This is a genomic window from Klebsiella africana (genome assembly GCF_020526085.1).
In the GTDB taxonomy this organism is placed as follows: Bacteria; Pseudomonadota; Gammaproteobacteria; order Enterobacterales; family Enterobacteriaceae; genus Klebsiella; species Klebsiella africana.
Genome location: NZ_CP084874.1, coordinates 4,858,728 through 4,884,836, shown reverse-complemented (window position 1 = coordinate 4,884,836; position 26,109 = coordinate 4,858,728). Strand labels below are relative to the sequence as shown.

The following is a 26,109-nucleotide window of genomic DNA, read 5'->3' as shown; positions in this document are numbered from 1 at the left end:
GATGACAATTTCGGAGTTATTGCAGTACTGCATGGCGAAACCGGGAGCAGAGCAGAGCGTCCACAGCGACTGGAAAGCCACGCAGATTAAGGTCTCAGACGTGCTGTTTGCCATGGTGAAGGAGGTTGAGGACCAGCGGCCGGCGGTCGCGCTGAAGGCGAGTCCGGAGTTGGCGGAGCTGCTGCGACAGCAGCATCGCGATGTCCGGCCCAGCCAGCATCTCAATAAAGCGCACTGGAGCACCGTCTATCTGGATGGCTCGCTGCCGGATTCGCAAATCTACTACCTGGTCGATGCGTCTTACCAGCAGGCGGTGAAAATGCTGCCGGAGCCGGTCCGGCAGCAGCTTACCCGCTAATTATTTCAGCATCGGCTTCAGGAAGCGCGCGGTGTGCGAGGCTTCGCACTCTGCGACGGTTTCCGGCGTACCGGAGACCAGGATTTCGCCGCCGCCGCTGCCGCCTTCCGGGCCGAGATCGACAATCCAGTCTGCGGTTTTAATCACATCGAGGTTGTGCTCAATCACCACGATGGTATTGCCCTGATCGCGCAGCTGGTGCAGCACTTCCAGCAACTGCTGGATATCGGCGAAGTGCAGACCGGTGGTCGGCTCATCGAGGATATACAGCGTCTGGCCGGTACCGCGCTTGGACAGCTCGCGCGCCAGCTTCACGCGCTGCGCCTCGCCGCCGGACAGGGTTGTCGCCGACTGGCCGAGACGAATATAGGTCAGGCCGACGTCCATCAGGGTTTGCAGCTTACGCGCCAGCGCCGGTACGGCATCAAAGAATTCACGCGCCTCTTCAATGGTCATATCCAGCACTTCGTGGATGGTCTTACCCTTGTACTTAATCTCCAGCGTTTCGCGGTTATAGCGTTTGCCTTTGCACTGGTCGCACGGCACGTAGATATCCGGCAGGAAGTGCATCTCAACCTTAATAACGCCGTCGCCCTGGCAGGCTTCGCAGCGCCCACCACGAACGTTAAAGCTAAAGCGCCCTGGCGTATAGCCGCGTGAACGAGACTCCGGTACGCCGGCGAACAGCTCGCGCACGGGGGTAAACACCCCGGTATAGGTTGCCGGGTTGGAGCGCGGCGTCCGGCCGATCGGGCTCTGGTCGATATCGATAACTTTATCGAAATGTTCCAGCCCCTGGATGTCGCGATATGGCGCTGGTTCGGCGATGGTCGCGCCGTTGAGCTGGCGCTGGGCAATCGGGAACAGGGTATCGTTGATCAGCGTGGATTTACCCGAGCCGGAGACGCCGGTGATGCAGGTAAACAGGCCCACCGGCAGGGTCAGCGTTACATCCTTCAGGTTGTTGCCGCGCGCGCCGGTCAGCTTGAGGACTTTCTCCGGGTTGGCGGGCACGCGCTGCTTCGGCACTTCAATTTTGCGTTTACCGCTCATGAACTGGCCGGTCAGGGATTCCGGGACCGCCATAATGGCCTCCAGCGGCCCTTCCGCTACTACCTGGCCACCGTGAACGCCAGCGCCGGGACCGATATCGATCACATGGTCGGCGGCGCGAATCGCGTCTTCGTCGTGCTCAACGACGATCACTGTGTTACCTAAATTACGCAGGTGGATCAGGGTGCCGAGCAGGCGTTCGTTATCGCGCTGGTGCAGGCCGATAGAGGGTTCATCCAGGACGTACATCACGCCAACCAGCCCGGCGCCAATCTGGCTTGCCAGACGGATACGCTGGGCTTCGCCGCCGGAGAGCGTTTCCGCCGAGCGGGAGAGCGTCAGGTAGTTGAGGCCGACGTTGACGAGGAATTTCAGACGATCGCCAATCTCTTTCAGCACTTTTTCGGCGATTTTCGCCCGCTGGCCGGAGAGCTTCAGATTGTTGAAGAAATCCATCGCGTGGCCGATGCTCATATCGGAAATGGTCGGCAGCGGGGTGTTTTCCACAAACACGTGGCGCGCCTCGCGACGCAGGCGCGTGCCGTCGCAGCTGGCGCACGGACGGTTGCTGATGAACTTCGCCAGCTCTTCGCGTACCGCGCTGGATTCCGTCTCTTTGTAACGGCGCTCCATGTTATGCAGCACGCCTTCGAACGGGTGACGGCGCACCGAGGTGTCGCCGCGGTCGTTCATGTATTTGAATTCAATACTTTCCTTACCGGAACCATACAGCACCACTTTCTGCACGCTGGCGCTGAGGGTGCCCCACGGCGCTTCGACGTCGAATTTATAGTGCTCCGCCAGCGACTTCAGCATCTGGAAGTAGTAGAAGTTACGCCGATCCCAGCCGCGGATGGCGCCGCCCGCCAGCGACAGCTCCGGATTTTGCACCACGCGATCGGGGTCGAAATATTGCTGCACGCCGAGACCGTCGCAGGTCGGGCAGGCACCCGCCGGGTTGTTAAAGGAGAACAGGCGCGGCTCCAGCTCGCGCATACTGTAGCCGCAGATCGGGCAGGCGAAGTTGGCGGAAAACAGCAGTTCTTCCGCTTTCTCATCATCCATATTGGCCACAATGGCGGTCCCGCCGGAAAGCTCCAGCGCGGTTTCAAACGACTCGGCCAGGCGCTGCGCCAGATCGTCGCGTACTTTGAAGCGGTCAATCACCACCTCAATGGTGTGCTTCTTCTGCAGCTCCAGCTTCGGCGGATCCGACAGATCGCAGACCTCGCCGTCGATCCGCGCGCGGATGTAGCCCTGACTGGCGAGGTTTTCCAGGGTTTTAGTGTGCTCGCCTTTGCGCTCTTTAATAATGGGCGCCAGCAGCATCAGGCGCAGGCCTTCCGGCTGGGCGAGGACATTATCGACCATCTGACTGACGGTTTGCGCCGCCAGCGGCACATCGTGATCCGGACAGCGCGGCTCGCCGACGCGGGCGTACAGCAGACGCAGATAGTCGTGAATTTCGGTAATAGTACCCACCGTCGAGCGGGGGTTGTGAGAGGTTGATTTCTGTTCGATGGAAATCGCCGGCGACAGCCCTTCGATATGGTCGACGTCCGGCTTCTCCATCAGCGACAGGAACTGTCGCGCATAGGCGGAGAGCGATTCGACGTAGCGACGCTGGCCTTCGGCATACAGGGTGTCGAAAGCGAGTGAAGATTTGCCAGACCCGGAAAGCCCGGTGACGACAATGAGTTTGTCGCGCGGGATAACGAGGTTGATGTTTTTGAGATTATGGGTGCGGGCGCCCCGAACTTCGATCTTATCCATTCACCTTTCCCGGTAGGTAGATACACGGATTGCCTGGTTTGCTTGAAGGACAAACGGCAGAAACGGCTAATTATGACACAATTTAACCTGAATGAATATACAGTATCGGAATGCAAATTCGGGTCGAGTGTGCAACAATGTCGTAGCCGGGTACTATCTCTGGAATCAGCCTCGCAGCTATTAAAATGCTACGTGGAAATGGTACACTCGCGCGTTTACACTATTAAGAAACGTATTCAGGAGACACGAACATGGCCAGCAGAGGCGTAAACAAGGTGATTCTCGTCGGTAATCTGGGGCAGGACCCGGAAGTACGCTACATGCCAAGTGGCGGCGCAGTCGCCAACTTCACGCTGGCAACTTCCGAATCCTGGCGTGACAAGCAGACCGGCGAAATGAAAGAGCAGACCGAGTGGCACCGCGTTGTGCTGTTCGGCAAACTGGCTGAAGTCGCTGGTGAGTATCTGCGCAAAGGCTCTCAGGTATATATCGAAGGCCAGCTGCGTACCCGCAAGTGGACCGATCAATCCGGTCAGGACAAATACACCACCGAAGTCGTGGTTAACGTTGGCGGCACCATGCAGATGCTGGGCGGCCGTCAGGGCGGCGGCGCACCGGCAGGCGGCGGCCAGCAGCAGGGCGGTTGGGGTCAGCCTCAGCAGCCGCAGGGCGGCAACCAGTTCAGCGGCGGCGCGCAGTCCCGTCCGCAGCAGCAGGCCCCGGCAGCGCCTTCCAACGAACCGCCGATGGACTTCGACGACGACATCCCGTTTTAAGGCTTGCCTTAAGCGCACGATCTGCGTAGTCGAAAACAGAAAGCCCCGGTTTCGCCGGGGCTTTTTCTTTGTTATTCCTGCTCCGTCATTTCAGGATGAGATTTGACCCTCGGTGACGAGCGATTCAGATGACGGGCACCTGAGCGGTGGCGGGGGGCGCCACGCTGGGCTGCGGTTTGGCTGGCTGCGCCACCGGCTCCTGCCGCGGTACGGCCGTCGCTTTCTGTTTACGAGCTATATCATCGACGATCAGCCGATAGGCGATGTAATACTTATAGATATTGCTGACGTAGGTCACCGTTTCCGCGCCGATTTTTTCTGCCGCCAGATTTTCGACGTTACCGAACCAGACGTTTGGATCAAACCCGCGCTGTTTGGTCAGGGTGCGCAGGCGGGCGATACGCGCCGGACCGGCGTTGTAGGAGGCAAAGGCAAATAGCGCTTTATCGAGCCGGGTCATGGGCTCATCGGCATAGTAACGATCTATCATCCAGCGCATGTATTTCACGCCAGCATGGATATTGGGATCCAGCTGTTTAATATCGCCCACTTTCAGCTCTTTTCCGGTGCTGGGCATCACCTGCATAACACCGACGGCACCGACGTGGCTTCGCACCGACTGGTTCAGTCGCGATTCCTGGTACCCCTGGGCCGCCATCAGCAGCCAGTCGACATCGTAGCGGTCGCCATATTTGCGGAAGACTTCCACCATGGCGAGGAACTTGCGCCGTTCCTTACTCGCGGCGGCATTTTTGACATATTTAGCATTTTTCAGGTAACGCAGCAGGAGGGTATTACCCAGCGTGGTGCCCTGACGATTCTTTTTGACGAAGTTGTTCAGTACCGCCAGCAGCTGCGGGCTGTCTTTGCGTACCGCCCAGGCAATGTTGCCGCCGTCGCGCAGCACCACGTTGTCATGGACCTGAATTTTTGGAAACACCTGTTTCCAGAACATCGCTTTATGCTGATCGACGACGATCAGCGGAATCAGCCCGGCGTTGAGCATTTCCAGTAGATCTTCATCCTCCAGCGCTTCCGGCGCTGCCTCCAGTATTACCGGTGGGCGCGCCTCACTGGCAAATCGAGCGTTCAGCGCCTGCAGGCTGTCGTAATAGCTGGAGGAGCGGCGAACAAAGACGGTTTGGCCGGAGAGCTGCTCCAGGCTGTCGACCTTCGGCGATGCCGGCCCGGAGATCAGTAATTCTTTCACGTTGCTGTAGAGCGGCTGGGCGAAATCGACCTGGGCTTCCCGCGAGGGCGTGATGGTCAGGTTGGCGGCGGCAATATCGCCTTTACCTTCATTAAGCGCGGTAAAGAGATTATCCCGACTGACCGGCACAAAAACGATATGCAGCTTCAGGTGGCGCTGTTTTAGCTTTTTATCCTTCGCCAGCTGTTTATTCAGATCGTTTTCCAGCGCGATAAAGATGTCGTGCGTCGCCCCGCGCTGAGTGCCTTTATCAATAAAAAAGAAGGTCTTGCTGTAGGTGGTTAATACCCGAATGGTACGACGGTCGATCATGCCAGGCAGATCGCCTTTCCACGGCTGTAGCATATCGTCAATATGAATCGACAGCGTATTGTCTTCGGTTGCGACTGGCGGCGTTTTTTCCGCCTCCGCCGCAAGCAGGAAAGGGGCGAATAACAGCGCCGCGAGGCAGGTATGCCAGGCGATAAACAGGCGTGATAGCAAGGTGGCGTTCATGGAGGAACACTCCGCAGGGGGATGTGATTATTTTAGCAGAACGGCCACCGTTAGCTGAGTATGAGACGCGGGAAAAGGTGTAACGATACCGACAAATAGTCTTTCGCAAATATTATTGCTTACTATTAATGTGCTTTTATCTTTAATTTAACTATGGAGATAATATGATGGAAATATGTTTTTTTAATGATGAATAGAAAGTGGTGATTTTATTTTTACTTTATTGCCTTTTGTTTGCTTTATGGTAACCGGTTGATTGGTAAATATTATTTTATTTTTCCCTGATATTGATTATTATCATCTTGATAATGAATCTCATTTTTATTACCGTAACACGGCACATTACTCTAATGACACGCTGTCTGGATTACGCTATCAAAGAATAGCGCGCAGCGCTTTTTCGCTAATGATGAAACAGGGCACTTAATTTTATTATGTCTCACGCTGTTTTCTTATTTCCATTAATGCCGGGAAGGCGCTGACCTGCGCCAAAATCTGGCGACGCGCTGAGGCAAGTATCTTATCCCATTGTTTTTTCAATTGGAGAAGGCGTTATGCCCGACAGCAACAGAAAACAGGGCATATTCTATGAAATACACGTCTCACTTCCCGCTGGGGATCGTCATTCCTCTGCTCACCTGTAGCGTGCCGCTGCAGGCGGCAGAAAACGTGACCGAACAATCGACGCCTGACGAGCGCGCCGCCACTGCCGATAACCACGAGGAGACGATGGTCGTAACCGCCGCCAGGCAGAACCTGCAGGCGCCGGGCGTGTCGACCATCACTGCAGAAGAGATCCGCAAACATCCCCCCGCCCGCGATGTGTCGGAGTTAATTCGTACCCAGCCCGGAGTAAACCTGACCGGCAACTCTACCAGCGGGCAGCGCGGTAACAACCGGCAAATTGATATCCGTGGCATGGGGCCCGAGAATACGCTGGTGCTGGTCGATGGTAAACCGGTGACCAGCCGTAACTCGGTGCGGTATGGCTGGCGCGGCGATCGAGACTCCCGCGGCGATACCAGTTGGGTGCCAGCGGAGATGATCGATCATATCGATGTGATCCGCGGCCCGGCGGCGGCACGCTATGGTAATGGCGCGATGGGCGGGGTCGTCAACATCGTGACCAAACCGACCACGCCAGAATGGCATGGGTCGTGGAATACCTATATGAATGCTCCGCAGCACCGTAAAGAAGGGGCGACGAAACGTACTAACTTTAGCCTCAATGGTCCGCTGTCGGACAGTGTCAGCTTCAATCTCTGGGGTAATCTGAGTAAAACCCAGGCCGATGCTCAGGATATTAACGCCGGGCATGAAGCGGAACGTACCGGTTCCTACGCCGGTTCTTATCCCGCCGGACGTGAAGGGGTGGTGAACAAAGATATTCACAGTAAGCTGCGCTGGGAGTTTGCCCCGATGCAGGCCCTGGAGTTTGAGGCCGGTTACAGCCGCCAGGGTAATCTCTATGCCGGCGACACGCAAAACACCAATACCAGTACGCTGGTGAAGAGTATGTACGGGAAAGAGACCAACCGTCTCTACCGGCAAACTTACGGCGTAACATGGACCGGCGGCTGGGATAATGGCGTGACCAGCAACAGCTATGCCCAGTACGAACACACCCGTAACTCGCGAATGGATGAAGGGCTGGCGGGCGGTACGGAAGGGATCTTCTCCAGTAGCGCGTTTTCAGATATCGATCTGGCCGATGTCCTGCTACATAGCGAAGTGAATATTCCGTTTACGCTGGGGGTCGATCAGAATCTGACGCTGGGGACAGAATGGAATCAGCAGCGGATGAAAGATGGCGTATCGACAACCCAGGCGCTCTCTTACGGGACTATCGACGGTGTGTCGGCTACCGGTCGTAGCCCGTACTCCAGCGCCGAGATCTTCTCGCTGTTTACCGAAGATAACATGGCGCTAACGGACAGTACCATGCTTACCCCCGCGCTGCGCTTCGATCATCACAGCATCGTCGGCAATAACTGGAGCCCGTCACTGAACCTGTCCCAGGAACTGACGGAGGACTGGACGCTGAAGCTGGGCATTGCCCGCGCTTACAAGGCACCCAACCTCTACCAGTTGAACCCGAACTATATTCTCTACAGCAACGGTCAGGGTTGTTACGCCAGTAGTTCCGCCTGCTATCTGATGGGGAATAGCGACCTGAAAGCGGAGACCAGCGTTAATAAAGAGATTGGTCTTGAGTACAAGCATGATGGCTATCAGGCGGGGATCACTTGGTTCCGTAACGACTATCACAATAAAATTGAGTCAGGGTACGCGGCGGTGGGCACCGCCAGCAACGGCACCACCAATATCTATCAGTGGGAAAACGTACCAAAGGCGTTAGTGGAAGGCCTGGAAGGAACGCTGAATCTTCCGGTGGGGGAGACGGTTAACTGGAGCAATAACCTGACCTGGATGCTGCAGAGCAAGAATAAGACGACCGGCGACCGGCTGTCAGTGATCCCGCAGTTTACCCTGAACTCGACCCTGAGCTGGCAGGTTCGTGAAGATCTCTCCCTGCAGAGCACCTTTACCTGGTATGGCCGACAGAAGCCAAAACGCTTTAATTATAAAGGTGAGGCGGTCAGCGGCAGCGAACTAAACGAAGTCAGCCCATACAGTATTGTCGGTCTCAGTGCGACCTGGGATGTGAACAAAAACCTGAGCTTCACCAGCGGGATAGATAACCTGTTTGATATCCGCCACTACCGGGCAGGGAATGCGCAAACGACCGGCAACGCGACGACGGGAGCTTATCTGTATGGCGCGGGTGCGGAGACCTATAACGAATCGGGGCGGACCTTCTTTGTGAGCGTAAATACTCACTTCTGATGGGGCTGATGAGGATCAAACCGGGTGCAGCGCGGCCCGGTTTTTTATTTCCGATATTTTTAATTTCAGATAATAGCGGTCGAGGCGGTTATAAATGGTGACAAAATCTTCACGCCCTCTACATTATTAGCTCAAAATATCCTTTTATACTGCTTTCCGTCGCGCAAGGTCGTTGATCCCGACCGGGTTCGATAATAGCAGCCTGCTATTTCCCTTCTGCAATATCCCCTGTCCCCCTTCCATTCCCAACCGCAGCGATGCGGAGGAGGGGGACCTTCCTTATTTTTGCCGCGTGACCTGATAGCGATACTGAGTGGGTGTGAGCGCATGATATTTTTTGAAGGTACGATTAAACGCACTGAGATCGTCATAACCGACCATTATACAGATATCGACAATTCGGTAACCAGGCGTCGTCAGCAATAAACGGCGACACAGCGACATGCGCTGCTGGCGGATATATTCCATCGGCGATCGATCAAAATAATGACGGAAGAGCCGAAACAAATGCCAGGGGGAATAACCAGAGATATCGCTCAGATCGTCGACGGTCAGTTTCTTATCCAGATTATTATCGATCCACAAGAGCAGGTCGCTTAATACCGATTGCTGGAGCGTTTTGCTACGCATAATTGCGGCTAATCCCATAACGTATGGCTCCTCAGTGAGGAGCCCTGGGGTTTATTGAACAGTGAGTTCGCCGTGGCGAACCTGATAATTTTTTTGGTTATCAGGGCCAATATAGTCGCTGGCGGGTTTTGCCAGCGGCAGATTATCAAACGTGGTTGATTGCTCTGCATGATAATTTTCGCCGTCTTTCACGTCGCCGCGCCCGTTATACCGGGCAATGGCTGGGAAGGGGTACACCGGGCGAGTCGCGATAACAGCTGGAACGGCGTCGGCGTAAGGCTGACTGACTTTCTGCACGCCGTGAAACTGCGTTTGCGCATCTGCTTTTTCTGTCATCGGCGGCAGGTCGGCAGCGGCGGTTGCCCGTTTGCCGGCCATAATCTCCTGCGGCGCGATGCCTTCCTCGGTCCAGCGCATCAGCGGAGTCAGGAGATCAATTTGATCGTAACCTTCGCCATTACCGCAATGGGCTACCCCAGGCAGCAGGAATAACCGCAGGAAGGTATCCGTTGCGGCATGGCCCATCTCTGCTTCTACGCCGCGATAATAGGCGATAGAAAAGGCCGGGCTGACGGAGTCATCGGCCAGACCGTGCCACAGGATAAGCTTGCCGCCGCGCTGTTGATAGGCATGAAGGTTGGTATTTGCCGCGTTATAGAGCGGCGCCAGTTGGGCGACGGCGTCAAAATTCTGCTGGTTAAGCGGGAAATCCCGCATCGATTGGATCTTCTGTTTTTCTCCTGGCAGGAGCACGGATTGCAGAGCCGGTAGTACCATCATTTCCGACATTGAGTGGCCGGTCGGCGTCTCGGGCACCGGCCAGCGTAGCTCGGAACCCAGCGGCAGACCGCCCGCGACGAACTGGGCGCCGTGGCTGTCGTAAGCGCCGCGGTAGAGCTTTTTCACCACCTCGATCTCTTCCTGCGTCAGGCAGGTAGAACGGTCCCGAGCATCGGCAGGACAGCGGGGGAGCCATGACTCAGAGAACTGGCAGGCATACGGATTTTGCAGGATACCATCCTGCACACCGGAAAGCGTCGGGCAGTGAGCCAGCACGGCCTGGTGAATCAGAGGAAGACGATTTTTCAGCAGGATAGCGGTACCATCCGGGCGCTGATTGGCGGCCACATTCCAGCCGTGGAAGAAGGAGTTCTGAAACTGGAAAAAGGCCGCTGGCGCGCCAGCGCTGATACCGTCAAAATCCTGTGGAAAGCGCTGCGCTTCCATCAATGCTTCGCGACCGCCGTCTGAGCAGCCCATAAAGTAGGCATACTTTGGCGGCTGGCGGTAAAGCGTCTGCATCACCGCTTTGGCCAGCACGGCGGTCAGGTGGTTGGCGCGCCAGGCAAAATCGATGCGCTTTTGCGGATCTTCGGCCCATGACGCATCCATCATACTGCCATGGTGCCCCATATCGGTTGCTGCTACCACAAACTCGCCGTTCATTGCCGGCAGGCAGCCGTTGGCATTCGACAGGCTCAGGTTAATACTCCCGCACAGTCCGCCACAGCCGACCTGCAAAAAACGTTGACTCCAGCGTTGGGTCGGCAGGGCAATCTGCACGCCAATCGCAGGGGCGATAGTGGCGCTCACCTTGCACCAGTTTCCCTGCGCGGAGGTCTGCATTTCAGTGTGGTTGATAGTAACTTTTGCGCCAACGGCCGCGCTGAAGTCGGTAGTGCTTAGCGCATCGCATGTCAGCGCGGGAAGAACAATCGGCAGACTGGCGGCAGCCTGCGCTGGAGAGGCGAACGATAACCCGAAGAGGACGCAGAGGATGATGGGCAAGATTGTCTTGAGTAAGCGTGTCATACGCAGTTCCCTGTGGCTGATGATGGGAGGTGGCAGGATGGCGAAGCCTATGCCTCACCTTCCCTGGCGAGGCGCCACTGCTTGGCTATTGTAGATAACGATAGACTTTCCTTGATGCCTTGATAAGGCGACCCTACTGTATTCTGCTATTTTGAGGAAAATATGGAGATGTTTGCCAACGGCGTCTGGCGGTGAATTCGGGGTAGAATGTTGTGATATCAGTTGCATAATTTATTCAATTTCTCTTCATAAAATCTGCTGGGTTGCAGGTTATTTTCCTCCCTGTTCCTGGTGATCCCAGAGAGCATCATTCCTAACGAGATCCTTCCCCCTTTCCATTAATAAGAAAGGGGGCTTTTTATTAATAAAACGTTCAGGTAAATCTAAATATAGTACTGGTGTTGGCCATTAGAACCATGCGTCTCATAAAAAGTTCCATCATTAAATATATTTTTAAAGATGCTTTAACATCCATTTTTTCTCCATTTTGTCGCCATAATTGCATGTAATTCTGCGCCTCGCTCAGGTTATTTTCTGTCGCATATTTCAGATATGCATCCTGAACAAATAAGCCCAACGCCAGCAGAACACTGCTATTGCTCATTATCTCGTAGACGACACATTCATGTTAAAAAAGACCCATATCATCAACGGATTATTGATTGCTCCTTTAACGTTGTACGCCGCAACATCATATCAAGTTGATGATATCCGCTTTGCAGGGCTGCAGCGCGTGACCGTTGGGGCGGCGCTATTAAGTATGCCGTTGCACGCGGGAGATGCGGTGACGCCAGAGGAAGTCAGCGAGGCAGTGCGCGCGCTGTATGCGAGCGGCAATTTCGAAAATGTGCAGATCCTGCGCGATGGAAAAACGCTGGTGGTGCAGGTTAAGGAGAGGCCCACTATCGCCAGCGTCAGTTTTTCCGGGAATAAGTCAGTGAAGGATGATGCGCTAAAGGAAAATCTCACCGCGTCCGGTATTTCTGCAGGTAGCGCACTGGATCGAAATTCGCTTAGCGAAATAGAAAAGGGGTTGCAGGATTTCTATTACAGCGCGGGGAAATACAGTGCGCAGGTTCACGCTGTGGTGACACCGTTACCGCGTAATCGCGTTGACTTAACGTTCGTTTTTCAGGAAGGCGTATCGGCGAAAATCGCACAAATTAATATTATCGGCAACCAGGCGTTTCGGGAAGAGACGCTCCTGGACCAGCTACAGCTACGTGATAATGTGCCGTGGTGGAACGTGGTAGCGGATAAAAAATACCAGAAACAGAAGCTGGAAGCCGATCTGGAAACCCTGCGTAGTTTTTATCTCGATCGCGGCTATGCGCGCTTTGCTATTCAGTCCACGCAGGTCAGTATGACGCCCGATAAAAAATCCCTGTATATCACTATCGCCCTCAATGAAGGCGAACGTTATCAGGTCGACCGAACTCAGGTGACTGGCGATCTGGCTCAGCATGGGCCGGAGATCGAGGCTCTTGCCCAGCCGCTGGCGGGGGCATGGTATAGCGGGGCGCAAGTCACCACGGTTGAAAATGAGATCAAAAAGCGTTTTGGTAAGTATGGTTATGCCTGGCCACAGGTGACGACCACGCCGGAAATCGATGATGCGCATCACCGCGTGACGCTGCATATTCAGGTCAACGCCGGCCGCCGCTACTCGGTACGCCAGATCCGCTTTTCCGGTAACGACACCTCCCGGGACGCGGTGCTGCGTCGTGAAATGCGCCAAATGGAAGGGGCGTGGCTCAACAACGAAAAAGTCGAGCAAGGGAAAGTACGTCTTGATCGAACGGGTTTTTTTGAGAACGTTGAACAGCAGATCGTTCCGGTCAATGGGACGGCGGATCAGGTCGATGTGGTCTACAAGGTGAAGGAGCGCAACACCGGCTCATTCAACGTGGGCCTGGGATTTGGTACGGACAGCGGCGTGAGCTATCAGCTTGGCGTGACGCAGGATAACTGGCTGGGTACGGGCAATAGCGTGAGCTTCAATGGGACGCGCAACAGCTATCAGTCTTATCTTGAACTGGGGGCGACGAACCCGTGGTTTACCGTCGATGGCATCAGCCTGGGCGGAAAGATTTTTTATAACAGTTATGATGCTTCTGATGCGGATGCCGGGAGCTACAACCAGCAGAGCTATGGCTTAGGCAGTACGCTAGGGTTTCCCATTAGCGAAAATAACTCCCTGAACCTGGGACTGGATTATGTCCATAATCGCCTGACCAATATGGATCCGGAGCTGACGACCTGGCGCTACCTCAGCTCTCGGGGAATTGAGCCCAGCGTGGTGACGAAAGATGGCGACAGCGGCGCGAAATATAGCGCCAACGATTATTTTGTGAGTCTTGGCTGGGGCTACAACGATCTCGATCGCGGCTTCTTCCCGCGTGCGGGAAACAAGAGCAGCCTGAGCGGTAAAGTGACGCTCCCCGGTTCGGATAATAGCTACTACAAACTCTCTTTTGACACCGCCCAGTATCTGCCGCTGAGCGAGAACAAGCGCTGGGTCTGGATGGAACGCCTGCGCGCAGGCTATGCCGGCGGGTTAGACGGCAAAAGTGTGCCGTTCTACGATAACTTTTACGCTGGCGGTTCGTCGTCGGTGCGCGGCTTCTCTTCTAACACCATTGGGCCTAAAGCGGCCTATTACCGCTGCAATGGTAGCGAAAGCAGCTATAGCGCCTGCCCGCTGGACGCCTCGTCTGATGCGGTCGGTGGGAATGCCATGGCGGTGCTGAACAGCGAATTTATCATTCCAACCCCCTTTGTGAATGACAAATACGCCGATAGTCTGCGAACCTCGCTGTTTGTTGACGCGGGGACGGTCTGGAGTACATCCTGGCGCAACACCGCGCAGACGCTGGCGGCAGGGATCCCTGACTACGGCGATCCGAGTCATATTCGTCTCTCTGCGGGGATTGCCGTGCAGTGGATGTCTCCCCTCGGTCCACTGGTCTTCTCCTGGGCAGAGCCGTTTAAAAAGTACGATGGTGATAAAGCAGAACAGTTTCAGTTTAATATCGGCAAAACCTGGTAGGGCTCCAACGGGGCCTGATAGACCAGCGTGGCAATAGTCTGTGGACTGTCCTCCGACATAGCGATTGAGCAGAATATACTCAATCGCTATGTCGATATTATCGCTAAGAAATGCAATCTGGCGGGACACCCGCGACATTTACCCGAGCGCGATCTGAGGGCCTCGCAGGCCTGATGACGTACGACGAGGTAACCGCGCAATAAATAGCTGCCTGCTATGGTCCTCTCTTCTTGCAAACCGCGGGTAATACTCAACGCTGCATCATCTAATACCAATGACTGAGGCCTCATCCGGAGGGACTAAGACGTATTGTCAATTATGTTTATATTATCTTATTTTTTATTATATTTTCTTTTGTTAGGTTAATTTGGCTGATTTTTTATAAGACCTAACCATAAATATAAAGAGGAAAATGAAACGTTACTAATAATGGAGTAGATTGTTAGGAATTGTCTTAAATCACATAATTGTCAGGGACGCTTGCGGTTTATAATAATGAATGCTATCACTATATACGGTAACAATTTGTAGCATCTATATAAGGAAGGAATATGAAATGGACTATTCTTAATACCCTGATCTGCCCGCAATCCGGCATCGCCTTCTCGGCAATATCCAGTCTGCGTTTCTTAAAATTTATCATGTGGTACGAGGCCGATGTGATCCTGCTGCCCGGCGAGTCGATGAAGCTCTATTCCTCGAGAGTTTTAATTAATGACCAATATCATTCATTAAAAATCTACAATATTACGGTGTACGACGAGGCGCAATGGGAAAAATTACGTGAGCGGCCATCTTGCCCATACCATGCCGGCGGCGAGCGGTCTGACTCCTGTTTTTACCAGTCCTTTTGCGCAATTAAGCGCTGTCCGAATAATATACCCCGCAGCGAACCCTGGCGTTAGTCAGTCCACGCCGCCGGCCAGCCGCCGGCGGTGTGGTGTCATTTCGCCAGCAGGGCCGCCAGCCGCGGCTGGACGCTTGCGCAGCCGGCCAGCACAAGGTTGCCTCGCCGCAGGCCCGCATCGGCGAGAAACGCATTGCACGTTCCGCCCGCCTCCTCAATCAACAGCATGCCTGCCAGCGCGTCCCAGCTGTTCATATGCGCTTCATAATAGGCATGGAGCTGGCCGGCGGCGACATGCGCCAGCATCAGGGCGCCCGCGCCGAAGCGGCGATATTCCAGGCCTGCGTCGAGCAGGGTAGCGATGGCCCGGGCGTAGTCGCTGGCCGGGGCGCGGCTGGAGCGCCCCATACCCACCACCACCGCATCCGGATCCGGTTCGCGTAACGTCAGGCGCTGGCCGTTGAGATACGCGCCCTCGCCGCGGGCGGCGAAGAAAAATTCATCGCGATCGGGGGCGTAGATGATGCCGTGCGACAGTTCGCCCTGGCACACTCGCGCCAGCGAGACACACCAGTAATCCATGCCGAGGATAAAGTTGGTGGTGCCATCGACGGGATCCAGTACCCAGACGGTCTGGTCGTCACCTGCGAAACCGCTCTCCTCGCCGAGGAAACCCTCCTGTGGAAAGTGCGCCTGCAGCCAGCCTTTAATCTCCTGTTCTACCGCGAGATCCGCTTGCGATACGAAGTCCTGGCGCGCTTTTTTATCGACCTGCAATCCCGCATCGCGCAGCGCCTGGGCGTGGGCGCCAGCCCGGCGAATCAAGGCGCATAATGACTCTCGTTGTGCTTCCGTCATAGTCCTGCTCTCAGATAACAAAGGGCGACGTGCGCCGGTGAATTAACGTCACCTCCACCCAGGTGGTGCGTGAAGGTCGTAAAGGGTCGACGGTACGCTCCTGCAGCCGGGCGAGCGCCTGGCGGGCGATCGCCGCCACATCCTGATGTAGCGTGGTGAGCTGGTAGCTATATTGCGCGGTCGGCGGCGTGTTATCAAAACCAATCAGCTGGAAATCCTCAGGCGCCTCTCTGCCGCGCTGGCGCATTCCATCGAGAAAGCCGCAGGCAAGCTGGGCGTTGGCGCAGAAGACCCCCTCCAGCGCCTCGTCGGCGAGCGCCGCGGCCTGGAGCCCGCCCGCGTAACCTTCTTCCGGACAGGCGAGGATCGCCAGGTGGCGTTCGACGTCCACTCCGCGCGTCTGCAGCGCTCGGCTGAACGCCTCCCCGCGCATGCATCCGGCCCAGGTGGAAGGCGAGTAGTTGAGCCAGCCAAACCGCTGGCAGCCGCTGCGCAACAGCTGGTCGGCCGCCAGTTCGGCGCCGGCGGCGTTGTCAGAACAAACGTAATCCACGCCGGGGATCGTCGGCTGACGGTTTATGCCCACGACCGGAATATGCTGTTGGACGCACTCGTTCACCAGCGCCTCCGGCGGTTGGCCGGAGGTGACGATAACCCCGGAGACGCGAAACTGAGCGAAACGACGCAAGGTCTGCGCCAGATCCTGCTCGCTGTGGATCTCGCTCACCAGCGCCTGAAAGCCCTGACGCTGGATCTCGTTAAGCAGCGCATCAAGCAGGGTACTGCGAAAAGGATCGCTGATGCGCGAGACGATCACGCCGATTAAGTGGCTGCGCTGGCGATTCAGCCCCTGGGCGAGGAAGTTAACCTGATACCCCAGCTCTTCAGCGGCGCGCAACACCCGCGCCCGGGCGTCGGGAGAGATGCTGCCGTTGTTGCTCAACGCCCGGGACACCACCGCCCGGGAGACGCCCGCTCGCCGGGCAACATCCTGGGCGGTGACGCTGGGTTTACGTGGGTTCATAGGATGTGCGTCTCGTCAGTGAGCGTGGGACGCGGCAGCGTTAAGGTGAGTCCATCCCGGGAAACGAATAAGCCCGGCCACGGCTGACAGGCCTGCTTCAGCGCCAACAGGGAAGCATCCTCGCAGTGATAGAGCCCCAGCGCCGGGAGCTGCAGCGTTCTGAACAGCATCAGGCAGGAGGGAAAGTCGCCATGGGAGGCGTCATCGTCCAGGGCTGCTACCGAGGCGCACTCCTGAAATGCCAGCCCGGCGCCAGCCATCAGGGACAATGAGTCGGCGGTTGGCCGGCCATCACCGCTGTAAAACAGCGTCTGCCCGGCAATGGTGATGCGGATGGCACGATTACTCAGTTCATGCTGGGTGGAGGCAGTGCGGATCTGCCAGTCCTGCCACGTCCAGGCTTCGCGGCATTCCTGCCAGTCGATGGTGAAACCAAGGTCCGCCTGCGGCCAGTTCGCCAGCGCGGCCAGCTGCATGAGCACCGGCTGCTGCGCTGGTTGGCAGTAGATAATCAGCGGCTTCTGGCGGGAACCGCTTTTCCAGTTATTCAGCAGCACCGTCAGACCGGTGCAGTGATCCGGATGGACGTGGGTGAAGTAGATCGCGTCAATATCATTGACCCCGCCGCCGCGCTGCCAGAGCGCGCGGGGAACGGTGGGGCCGCAGTCGATTAACCACTGTTTATTGTCCGCGTCGATCACCCGCAGCGCGGAGGTATTTTGCGTGCAGGAAAAGGCGCTCCCGCAGCCAAGCACATCTATTTTCATTTACCCTCGCCAAAATTTTTTGCCGCTTAATTAAATTGTCATAAATACCCGACAAAGTAGGCTCACATCATGTCGAGTTAACGTTGCATTTTTTTTACGGCCAAATGAACACGTGTTCACCTTGCTAAAAAAATGCCGCAGCAGCGCTTTCAGGTAGCGAATATGAGTTATTTACAGATCTCCGGCCTTAAAATTAGTTATGGCGATAAGGTGGTTTTACATAATATCGATCTGGCGGTAGAGCAGGGAGAGATGATTGCTCTACTGGGCCCGTCGGGATGCGGAAAAACCACGCTGCTGAACGCCCTCTGCGGCTTTATCCCGGTGCAAAGCGGCGAGGTGGCTATTGCCAGCCGAACGATCACTCATCTTGCGCCGGAGCAGCGCAATATCACTATGGTATTTCAAAGCTACGCCCTGTGGCCGCACCTGACGGTAGCGCGCAATATCGGCTATGGCCTGAAGCTGCGCAAATGGCGCGGGGCGGATATCGCGCGGCGGGTGGCGGAGCTGTTGCGAATAGTGAACCTTGAAGGGCTTGGCGAAGTGAAAGTCACCGAACTGTCGGGCGGTCAGCGGCAGCGGGTGGCGCTGGCGAGAGCCCTGGCCATAGAGCCCCAGGTGCTGGTGCTGGATGAGCCGTTATCTAATTTGGATGCCAAAGTACGCCTGAATGTGCGCCATGAAATTAAATCGCTACAAAAGAAACTGGGCTTTACGTCATTAATTGTCACCCACGATCAGCAGGAAGCCTTAGTGATGGCGGATCGTATTGCGGTATTAAATCAGGGGCGTATTGAACAAACCGGCACGCCGGAAGAAATATATCAACGCCCGGCGACGCCCTTCGTCGCTGATTTTATGGGCGCCGATAATAAAATAACCTCCGGTGAATTATCCGCTACCGCAATATCCGGTTTATCTGCCGCTCAGCAGGGTGACAACGTTATTTATTTTCGCAGCGCCGATGCCGCGCTTGTTGAATTAACGCAGCCCGCGCCGCAGGAGGGACTCGCTCTGGAGGGCGTGGTGGAGCAAAGCGCGTTTCTGGGCAATCTGTATCGCCACAGCGTGCGCTGCCATGACCGCCTGCTGCTGGCCGATGCCGGGCAGTGCTGGCCGACGAAAAGCCGCGTTCGGCTCCATGTGCCAACGCCGGCCCTGCATATTTTTCCTTTACCACCATCATCGTGACATCAGTATGTTCATTCTGGGGACAGTCCATGTTTACTAAAACGAAAGCAGCGATCGTAACGACCCTCTTCCTGAGCGTTGGCGCACAGGCCGACACCATTCTCAACGTCGCCACCGCGGGCGATCAGAATATGGTGGATTATGTAAAAACCTGGCTGGGGCCAAAATTTGAAGCCGCTCATCCCGGCGTCAAGGTGCGAGTGATCGGTACCGGCCCCGGCGACGCCGGGTCGAATAAAATTAGCGAGAAGCTAACGGCCCAGCAAGAGAGCGGCGCGCAGCAATGGGACATCGACGTCGCGGTAGTGCACCAGAAGGCGGGCGGTGAGCAGGTGGAAAAGGGATTACTGCAAAAATACCGTCAGGATATTCAGACCGGCGGCATGGTGAGTTCGCCGAGCGCCGCCCAGGCGCTGGGCGTTAACGTTGACGGATACGTGATGCCGATGTTCTTAAGCCAGACCGCTATCGCCTGGAACAGCGATCTGGTCACTACCCCACCGGCGTCGTATGACGAGCTGGTGTCCTGGACGCAGAAACATCCGCAGGCTTTTGGCTATAACGGCATCAAGAACGGCATGTCTGGCGTCAGTTTTGTGGTGGGCTGGATCTACGCCTACGGAACTGACGCCCAGCGCCTCGCCAGCGCGCCCTATGATAAAAGCGTCGAGAAGGACTGGCAGCAGGCCTATGAGAAGCTGAAGGCGTTCAACAAAAACGTCACCTTCACCCCGGGCAATGCCGGGACGCTCGACATGCTGAGCCGAGGGGAAATCGCCATGGGTCCGGTGTGGGTCGATATGTTCTATAGCTGGAAAGATCAGGGCAAGCTGCCGCCGTCGATCAAGCTTGCTTTACTGGCGCCGGGCATGCCGGGCCAGCCGATGTATTACGTCATCCCGGCGAAGGCGGCGAATCCGCAGCTGGCGCGTGACTTTATCGCGCTGGCCACCAGCCCGGAAGTGCAGGCGCAGGGGATCGTCAAGCAGTTCAACTGGTATCCGGGCATCGACGCCGGGCAGGTGAAGCCGAAGCTGGATGCGGCGACCTGGCAAAAGCTGTTTGCCGAAATCTCGCCGGAAGCACTGGCGAAGTATGGCAAAAGCTTCCCGATAGCCCCTTACTTTGACGATATCAAAGAGGGTTACGAAAGCCAGGCGGCTAATTAACCCTTTTTCCAGCCCGGGCCGCCGTCCCGGGCGCTTGCTTGTGCTGACGCCAGGTCCATTATGTCCAGTTCATTAAAATATCTGCTGCTGGTTGCCCCGGCGGCGCTGATGATTGCGATCCTGTTTTTGTATCCGCTGGGGTTTTCGCTGGTCTCGGCGTTTACCGCGCCGGGACAGCCGTTCACCCTCGATCACTTCCGCAAGGTCTATGCGCTTTACGCCAGCGATGTGCTCTTTTCACTGATTATCGTGCTGATCTCGGTGGCGCTGTTAGCGCTGATTGCCATTACTCTGTCGGCAGTGATTGCGCTGTCACCGTATCGAACCATTGTTCGCCTGCTGGGTTTTTTGTATCGCTTACCGCTGTTTATTCCCTTTATCGTTGTCGCCCAGATGATGCGCACTTTTCTCGCCAAAAATGGCCTGATGAACAATGCGCTGGTGGCGGCCGACCTGGTCACGCCGCTGGAGACCCTCTCCTGGCTGGGATGGAAAGGGATAGTGATCACCTTTGTCTGGAAGCAACTGGCCTTTGCCACGCTGCTGATCTGCGGGGCGATGGCGGCGCTGGAGTCGTCGCAGATCCTTGCTGCACGTAATCTTGGCGCCTCCCGGCCGCGGATCCTGTTCGATATCATGCTGCCGCAGGTCCTGCCGACTATCGGTGTGGCGCTGGTGCTGTCGACGGTGACTATGATGTCGGTGCTGTCGGTTCCGTTGATGATCGGCGTGGGGACCCCGACGATGCTAACTGTGGATATGGCGTTTCGCGTCAACTCCTACGGTGATTACGCGGTGGCGAATGCGCTTGGCGTGGTGTCGCTGGCGATCTGCGGTGCGCTGTCGTGGTTTTACCTGCGCCACAGCCTGCAGCAAAAAGGCGGTGAATCATGAAAGCGCTGGCCCTAGTATCAACCTCGGCATGGTGGGTGAAAGGACGCCGTAAAGTGCGCGCCAGCCCGGTGCTGCAGACCCTGCTGCTGCTGTTTATGCTGCTGGCGATGTTTGGCCCGCTGCTGAACCTGTTGATCTGGACCGTAGCGGAAAGCTGGTATTTTCCCCATTCGCTGCCCAGCCAGTGGGGCCTGAAGTACTGGTATCAGGTCTTCAATCCATACAGCGATGTCTCCAGCTCGCTGTTAACCAGCGTGCTGATCGCTCTGTTATCGGTGGGGGTCTGTTTGCTGATTTCCGTACCCGCCGGCTATGCGCTTTCCCGGCGGAAAATGCCATTACGGATGCTGTTCATGCTGCTATTTCTTATCCCGCAGGCCTTTCCTAACCTGACGGTATACATGAACGTTGCCCGATTGTTTTATCAGTGGGGATTGAACGGCAGTATCGCAGGGGTGGTACTGGTGCATAGCGTTCACGGCCTGATGTATTCGGTGTGGATCTGTGTGGCCGCCTTTTCATCCATCGACCCGCTGCTGGCGCGGGCGTCGCGTAACCTTGGCGCCGGGCCGGTGTATACCTTTTGGCACATTGTGCTGCCGCAGGCAGCGCCGGGTATCGTTGCCGCCAGCATCTTTGTTTTTCTGGAGTCGCTGGATGAGTTTACTGGCACTTTCTTCGTCGGGGCACCGGATATCACCACGCTGCCACTGCTGCTCTATAACGCCAGCATGTCGGGCAATTACCAGGTATCGTCGATTACCGCGCTGATTTTGCTGGTGCCGTCGCTGCTCTTTATGGTGGTGATCCATAAATTCATGCGTCCGGAGATGATGGCGAAACTGGGGAAGTAGGGCGCGCAAAAAACGAAAAAGCTTCCCGGCGGGAAGCTTTTTAACTTCAGGTCATCATCATTGGCCATTCTGGTGGCGTTTGACTCATGACTTCAATCATCACATCTTTGATATTGCCCCAGATTTTGGCAATATCGAGCAGGGTGATGCCCAGCAAACCGGTGGCGAACCAGCAGGCAGCGGCCAGGCCGAGGCAGCTACAGATCACTGCCAGACCGGCATAATCGCTTTTGCGAAGCTGAATATTCAGTGAGCTGGCGAGAAACATCAGTACTGCGCTCACCAGGGGCCAGCGCAATAAAACGACACTGGTAGTAATGGAAGCCATTAACCTATCCTCAAAGAAAGTCGGGAAGCCATAGATGACCTGGCGCGACTGACGATGGCATAGCGCTCTGGTCTCGACTGGCAAACGAGAGAGTGATGAAACGTCATTTCTGTTTCATCAACTTGTGTGAACTATATCACACTTGTTGCTTTATTCACCAGTCAAAAAATGAGCTTTCGCTGCGCTTAATAAGCCTGTTATTTGTGTGGATATGATGACATAAAAGCCGATTCCTTATTTTCTTCTCTTGCTAATGATTATTATTCTGCGGGTTTTATTACCTGTTCCAGTTTATTACACGGAGAAACCGAGTCAGATGCGAGTCTATTCTTAATCTTATGAGAATATCTTTCGAATACTGGATAAATAAGTATTATTCAACACCACCGGCTGGAAAGCTGACGCCCTGAAGGGCTGGCAGATATCTGCTGATGTCTATCGCAGTCGCGATTGCTAACGTGTTTGGGCTACCTTAATTAAGGCATATCGCATGGATGAAAGCGTAAATGGCTGACAGTGCGCCGCATAAGGCGCTTAGACTCGTCGGAATGGGGTTGGTTATTTTATTGCCGGTAGTGCTGGCACTGTGGTTTGCCCAGATCAGGGCGAAAGCCGAAACTATTGATCAATTACACTCATTTTCGCAACTGGCGCTGCAAAAAACGGAAATGGTCATCCGGGAAGCGGATCAGGCGCGGGCAAAAGCCAGCGAGTATCGCGGTGAACTGTGTTCAGCGGATCATCAGCGTTATTTACTGCATATCGTGCGCGGTCTGCTGTATGTGGAAGATCTGATCTATGCCAACGGTCAGCGCTTTATCTGTTCGACGTCCGTTCATCCTGAGACCGGCTGGCGAATGCCGGCGGCGAATTACACCAGAAAGCCCGACGTGGCGATTTATTACTATCGGGATACGCCGTTTTACCCGGGCTTTGCCATGAATTATATGCAGAAGGGGCCCTATGTGGTGGTGGTCAATCCCTACTCGTATAGCTCAGTGATTGCCAGCGATCGCGATTTAGCCTATGGCGTTTTCGATACCAAAACTAACCTCTTTTTCTCGCTGAGCAATAATGTTGAGCCTGCTGAACTTCAGAGGCTAATTCGCGAAGGCGATACCTTTTTTAATCAAAATGGCCGGGTGTATACGATTGCCCGCTCCGCTATCCGGCCGATCGCGGTCATCATGTCCACCTCACGGGCCAGTTACTACCACAACTTCTGTAACCAGGTCAGCCTGACGCTGCCGCTGGGGATCATTTGCAGTATTTTACTGGTACTGGTGTGGTCGCGTACCCGGCGACAGTATCATTCGCCGCGCAATATGCTGCAGCGGGCCCTGAGCTGCCGCCAGTTGCGCCTGCACTACCAACCGATTATCGATATTAAAAATAACCGTTGTGTCGGGGCGGAAGCGCTGCTGCGCTGGCCGGGGTTTGACGGTCCGGTGATGAATCCGGCGGAGTTTATCCCGTTGGCGGAAAATGAAGGCATGATTGCCCAGATCACGGACTATGTGGTGGACGAACTGTTTTATGAGATGGGGGAGTTTCTGGCCAGCCATCCGCAGCTGTATGTGGCGATTAATCTTTCTGCTTCAGATTTCCATTCGGCGCGGCTCATTTCACAGATTAGTGAGAAAGCGCAGAGCTATGCGGTGTGCATTGGGCAGATCAAAATTGAAGTGACCGAGCGCGGGTTTATCGATGTGGCGAAAACGACGCCGGTGATCCAGGCGTTCCGTGAAGCTGGCTACGAAATTGCGATCGATGATTTTGGCACCGGCTACTCGAATTTGCATAATCTGCACGCGCTGAACGTCGATATCCTCAAAATCGATAAAACCTTCGTGGATACGCTGACCACCAACAACACCAGTCATCTGATCGCTGAGCACATCATCGAGATGGCGCGCGGGCTGCGTTTAAAGACTATCGCGGAAGGGGTGGAAACCCCGGAGCAGGTAAGCTGGCTCTACAAGCGCGGTGTACAATTTTGCCAGGGCTGGCTGTTTGCGAAAGCGATGCCGGCGCGGGAGTTTATGCACTGGTTAGCCAATGCTCCCACGCCGATGCGCGTGCCTCAACCACCGCGTCACGCGGAGATCTGATGACGGTAGTCGCTGGGGGTACGGTCGAATTCCCGGCGGAACACCCGCGAGAAGGTTTGCTGCGAGACATAGCCCAGATCCATCGCGATATCAAAGATCGGCCGCTGGGTGGTGCGCAGCGCTTCCGCGGCCAGCAGCAGGCGGCGCTGACGAATGTAATCCCCCAGCGTCTGATGCATCACGGTGCGGAACATCCGCTGCAGATACCACTTCGAGTATCCTGACTTTCTGGCGACTATATCAATGTTAAGTGGTTGATCGATATGTTCATCAATCCATTCAATCAGTGTTTGAATAATATCCTGATGGGACATAAAGCGGCCTCTCTCAATTCTCGATTCGTCGTTTTGTCTGCGGGCGAGTATAATTCCTCAAGTTAACTTGAGGTAAAGCGCTTTATGGAAAAGAAATCACCCCGCATCAAAATGCTGCTGACGCCCGGGGAAGTGGCAAAACGAACCGGCGTGGCGGTCTCGGCTCTCCATTTCTATGAGAGTAAAGGGCTGATCCACAGTCAGCGCAATGCCGGCAATCAGCGGCGCTACCGGCGCGATGTCCTGCGCGCGGTGGCGATTATCAAAATTGCGCAACGCATCGGCATCCCGCTGGCGACCATCGGCGACGCGTTTGGCGTACTGCCGGAAGGGCACAATCTCAGCGCAAAAGAGTGGAAGATGCTGTCATCGCAGTGGCGTGAGGAGCTGGACCGGCGGATTCATACCCTGACGGCGCTGCGCGACCAGCTCGACGGCTGTATCGGCTGCGGCTGTTTATCACGACGCGACTGCCCGCTGCGCAACCCAGGCGATAAGCTGGGGGAAGAGGGGACCGGCGCCCGGCTGCTGGAAGAGGAGTAATAAAACTAAAGCGCCACAACTGGGCGCTTTAGTTGTTTTCCGGTCTTGGTCTTTCGCATTATCTCGCTGGTTCACGAGAGGGTTTCCCCCGACGTCGGCGCCCCTCAGTATTGCGCAATCTGTTGATGGAGGTTCCGGTTTGCGTCGACACTTTAACTATGGCAGCTGCCGCCGTTTTTTTCTCATTATTTTGCCGAAATTTTCCCGGCAATGAGCGCCTGTTCCTATAGTTAATTTGAACAAACGACGGGAGAGGCCCATGCTGACGGTACATCATCTTAATCAATCACGATCGCAACGCGTACTGTGGGCACTGGAAGAGCTGCAGCTGCCTTATCAGATAGTCCGCTATCAGCGGGAAAAGTCGATGCTGGCGCCAGCGGCGCTGAAGAAAATCCATCCGTTAGGGAAATCGCCGGTGCTGGAAGACAACGGCTATGTGCTGGCGGAGTCCGGGGCCATTCTCGAGTATTTGCAGGAGACCTGGGACAGCGGTGGGCTGCTGAAGCCGCAGGGAATTGACGACAAACTGCAGTACCGCTTCTGGCTGCACTATGCCGAAGGCTCGCTGATGCCGCTGCTGTTAATGAAGCTGGTGTTCGCCAGCCTGGGCAAACCCCCCGTGCCCTTTGGCGTCCGCTCATTAGGCTCGCTGTTGGGTAAGGGCATACAAAAAGCGTGGCTCGATCCGCAGCTGGCCACCCATGCGCGTTTTATTGATGACCATCTTGCCACGCGGCCATGGTTTGCTGGCGAGCGGCTGAGCATGGCCGATATTCAGATGAGCTTCCCGGTGATGGCGTTGTTAGCCCGCGGCGGTATGCATGACCTCGTCCATATCGAGGCCTGGCGTCAGCGGGTGGAACAGCGTCCGGCCTGGCAACGGGCCATCGAGCGTGGCGGCCCCTTTTCTTTACCCGGCACCTGAAGTATTAGCGGATCCGATGACCCGGCTAAATGAAAGCAACTCACTAAAAAAATGTTAGCGGATTGCGCATAGACGATAACGTTTGCGCATCTGCTGGTTATTTTCTGTTCGTCATAAGCGAAATTTAGCGAAATACGATAAACATCGGTTGAAAAGGGTTATCTAAAGGCCGGATAATCGTTTGCCTTTCTGCTTTGCTCCCGCTTTTTTCTGCTACCCGGGGGGAGCCGACAAGGTTGACCACCGTAGTGTATGCGCGGAGTTAAACGTTTGCT

The 26,109-nt window shown here is 55.5% G+C and carries 22 protein-coding genes; 12 read left to right on the top strand and 10 right to left on the bottom strand.

Features of this window, described 5'->3' with window-relative positions:
* Nucleotide 1: 1 nt before the first annotated feature.
* Nucleotides 2-358, top strand: coding sequence for an MmcQ/YjbR family DNA-binding protein (locus LGL98_RS23460; protein ID WP_002884953.1), 357 nt, complete (start codon nucleotides 2-4; stop codon nucleotides 356-358).
* Here the strand turns inward: LGL98_RS23460 and uvrA are convergent, their stop codons facing one another.
* Nucleotides 359-3,184 carry an excinuclease ABC subunit UvrA gene (gene uvrA / locus LGL98_RS23455; RefSeq protein ID WP_136029745.1) on the bottom strand — a complete coding sequence of 942 codons (2,826 nt, stop codon included), beginning with the start codon at nucleotides 3,182-3,184 and terminating at the stop codon, nucleotides 359-361.
* Nucleotides 3,185-3,435: 251 nt separating this feature from the next.
* Here uvrA and ssb1 point away from each other — a divergent pair, with 251 nt between their 5' ends.
* Nucleotides 3,436-3,960: a single-stranded DNA-binding protein SSB1 gene (gene ssb1, locus LGL98_RS23450; RefSeq protein WP_004151744.1), complete on the top strand. Its 525-nt coding sequence runs from the start codon at nucleotides 3,436-3,438 to the stop codon at nucleotides 3,958-3,960.
* 124 nt (nucleotides 3,961-4,084) lie between these two features.
* On the opposite strand, the gene LGL98_RS23445 is transcribed toward ssb1, so the two are convergent.
* Nucleotides 4,085-5,665, bottom strand: a complete 1,581-nt coding sequence (locus LGL98_RS23445; RefSeq protein ID WP_136029747.1) for an MltF family protein — start codon at nucleotides 5,663-5,665, stop codon at nucleotides 4,085-4,087.
* Nucleotides 5,666-6,253: 588 nt separating this feature from the next.
* On the opposite strand from LGL98_RS23445, the gene LGL98_RS23440 reads away from it, so the two are divergent.
* The gene (locus tag LGL98_RS23440) at nucleotides 6,254-8,512 is read left to right on the top strand and encodes a TonB-dependent siderophore receptor (protein ID WP_136029749.1); all 2,259 of its coding nucleotides are present in this window, start codon (nucleotides 6,254-6,256) and stop codon (nucleotides 8,510-8,512) included.
* A gap of 279 nt (nucleotides 8,513-8,791) precedes the next feature.
* Here LGL98_RS23440 and LGL98_RS23435 read toward each other — a convergent pair whose 3' ends face one another.
* From LGL98_RS23435 to LGL98_RS23425, 3 genes are all read right to left on the bottom strand, one after another.
* On the bottom strand, nucleotides 8,792-9,160 hold the full coding sequence (locus LGL98_RS23435; RefSeq protein WP_136029752.1) for a helix-turn-helix transcriptional regulator: 369 nt from the start codon (nucleotides 9,158-9,160) through the stop codon (nucleotides 8,792-8,794).
* 33 nt (nucleotides 9,161-9,193) lie between these two features.
* A complete protein-coding gene (locus LGL98_RS23430) occupies nucleotides 9,194-10,954 on the bottom strand; it encodes a tannase/feruloyl esterase family alpha/beta hydrolase (RefSeq protein ID WP_136029753.1) in 1,761 nt (586 codons plus the stop codon).
* 373 nt (nucleotides 10,955-11,327) lie between these two features.
* Nucleotides 11,328-11,558 carry a potassium:proton antiporter gene (locus LGL98_RS23425; RefSeq protein ID WP_136029755.1) on the bottom strand — a complete coding sequence of 77 codons (231 nt, stop codon included), beginning with the start codon at nucleotides 11,556-11,558 and terminating at the stop codon, nucleotides 11,328-11,330.
* Nucleotides 11,559-11,579: 21 nt separating this feature from the next.
* On the opposite strand from LGL98_RS23425, the gene bamA reads away from it, so the two are divergent.
* Both bamA and iraM read left to right on the top strand, forming a co-directional pair.
* Nucleotides 11,580-14,003 (top strand): outer membrane protein assembly factor BamA, encoded by a 2,424-nt coding sequence (bamA, locus tag LGL98_RS23420; RefSeq protein WP_136029757.1) that lies wholly within the window; start codon nucleotides 11,580-11,582, stop codon nucleotides 14,001-14,003.
* A 551-nt stretch (nucleotides 14,004-14,554) separates the two neighbouring features.
* Nucleotides 14,555-14,908, top strand: a complete 354-nt coding sequence (gene iraM / locus LGL98_RS23415; protein WP_004206315.1) for an anti-adapter protein IraM — start codon at nucleotides 14,555-14,557, stop codon at nucleotides 14,906-14,908.
* Nucleotides 14,909-14,946: 38 nt separating this feature from the next.
* On the opposite strand, the gene LGL98_RS23410 is transcribed toward iraM, so the two are convergent.
* Genes LGL98_RS23410 through LGL98_RS23400 form a run of 3 tightly spaced genes read right to left on the bottom strand, consistent with a single transcriptional unit; the run spans nucleotide 14,947 to nucleotide 17,499 of the window.
* Complete coding sequence (locus LGL98_RS23410) at nucleotides 14,947-15,708, bottom strand: inositol monophosphatase family protein (protein WP_136029760.1); 762 nt, start codon at nucleotides 15,706-15,708, stop codon at nucleotides 14,947-14,949.
* Between the two features lie 10 nt (nucleotides 15,709-15,718).
* Complete coding sequence (locus LGL98_RS23405; RefSeq protein WP_136029761.1) at nucleotides 15,719-16,732, bottom strand: LacI family DNA-binding transcriptional regulator; 1,014 nt, start codon at nucleotides 16,730-16,732, stop codon at nucleotides 15,719-15,721.
* Nucleotides 16,729-17,499 carry an MBL fold metallo-hydrolase gene (locus LGL98_RS23400; protein WP_136029763.1) on the bottom strand — a complete coding sequence of 257 codons (771 nt, stop codon included), beginning with the start codon at nucleotides 17,497-17,499 and terminating at the stop codon, nucleotides 16,729-16,731. The genes LGL98_RS23405 and LGL98_RS23400 overlap by 4 nt, the downstream gene beginning before the upstream one ends.
* A gap of 162 nt (nucleotides 17,500-17,661) precedes the next feature.
* Here LGL98_RS23400 and LGL98_RS23395 point away from each other — a divergent pair, with 162 nt between their 5' ends.
* Genes LGL98_RS23395 through LGL98_RS23380 form a run of 4 tightly spaced genes read left to right on the top strand, consistent with a single transcriptional unit; the run spans nucleotide 17,662 to nucleotide 21,610 of the window.
* Entirely contained in the window at nucleotides 17,662-18,693 is a 1,032-nt protein-coding gene (locus tag LGL98_RS23395; RefSeq protein WP_136029766.1) for an ABC transporter ATP-binding protein, read from the top strand.
* Nucleotides 18,694-18,722: 29 nt separating this feature from the next.
* Nucleotides 18,723-19,862, top strand: a complete 1,140-nt coding sequence (locus LGL98_RS23390) for an ABC transporter substrate-binding protein (RefSeq protein ID WP_136029768.1) — start codon at nucleotides 18,723-18,725, stop codon at nucleotides 19,860-19,862.
* Nucleotides 19,863-19,922: 60 nt separating this feature from the next.
* Nucleotides 19,923-20,756, top strand: a complete 834-nt coding sequence (locus tag LGL98_RS23385) for an ABC transporter permease (protein ID WP_136029770.1) — start codon at nucleotides 19,923-19,925, stop codon at nucleotides 20,754-20,756.
* Nucleotides 20,753-21,610, top strand: coding sequence for an ABC transporter permease (locus LGL98_RS23380; protein WP_136029772.1), 858 nt, complete (start codon nucleotides 20,753-20,755; stop codon nucleotides 21,608-21,610). The genes LGL98_RS23385 and LGL98_RS23380 overlap by 4 nt, the downstream gene beginning before the upstream one ends.
* Before the next feature lie 46 nt (nucleotides 21,611-21,656).
* Here LGL98_RS23380 and LGL98_RS23375 read toward each other — a convergent pair whose 3' ends face one another.
* Nucleotides 21,657-21,938: a YjcB family protein gene (locus tag LGL98_RS23375; protein WP_002885064.1), complete on the bottom strand. Its 282-nt coding sequence runs from the start codon at nucleotides 21,936-21,938 to the stop codon at nucleotides 21,657-21,659.
* A gap of 506 nt (nucleotides 21,939-22,444) precedes the next feature.
* On the opposite strand from LGL98_RS23375, the gene LGL98_RS23370 reads away from it, so the two are divergent.
* Nucleotides 22,445-24,049, top strand: a complete 1,605-nt coding sequence (locus tag LGL98_RS23370; protein ID WP_136029773.1) for a cyclic di-3',5'-guanosine monophosphate phosphodiesterase PdeC — start codon at nucleotides 22,445-22,447, stop codon at nucleotides 24,047-24,049.
* On the opposite strand, the gene soxS is transcribed toward LGL98_RS23370, so the two are convergent.
* Nucleotides 24,034-24,363: a superoxide response transcriptional regulator SoxS gene (gene soxS, locus LGL98_RS23365; RefSeq protein ID WP_004151738.1), complete on the bottom strand. Its 330-nt coding sequence runs from the start codon at nucleotides 24,361-24,363 to the stop codon at nucleotides 24,034-24,036. The genes LGL98_RS23370 and soxS overlap by 16 nt on opposite strands.
* Nucleotides 24,364-24,447: 84 nt before the next feature.
* Here soxS and soxR point away from each other — a divergent pair, with 84 nt between their 5' ends.
* On the top strand, nucleotides 24,448-24,906 hold the full coding sequence (gene soxR, locus LGL98_RS23360; RefSeq protein WP_004206331.1) for a redox-sensitive transcriptional activator SoxR: 459 nt from the start codon (nucleotides 24,448-24,450) through the stop codon (nucleotides 24,904-24,906).
* Between the two features lie 259 nt (nucleotides 24,907-25,165).
* Nucleotides 25,166-25,834, top strand: a complete 669-nt coding sequence (locus LGL98_RS23355) for a glutathione S-transferase family protein (RefSeq protein ID WP_136029775.1) — start codon at nucleotides 25,166-25,168, stop codon at nucleotides 25,832-25,834.
* Nucleotides 25,835-26,109: the final 275 nt, after the last annotated feature.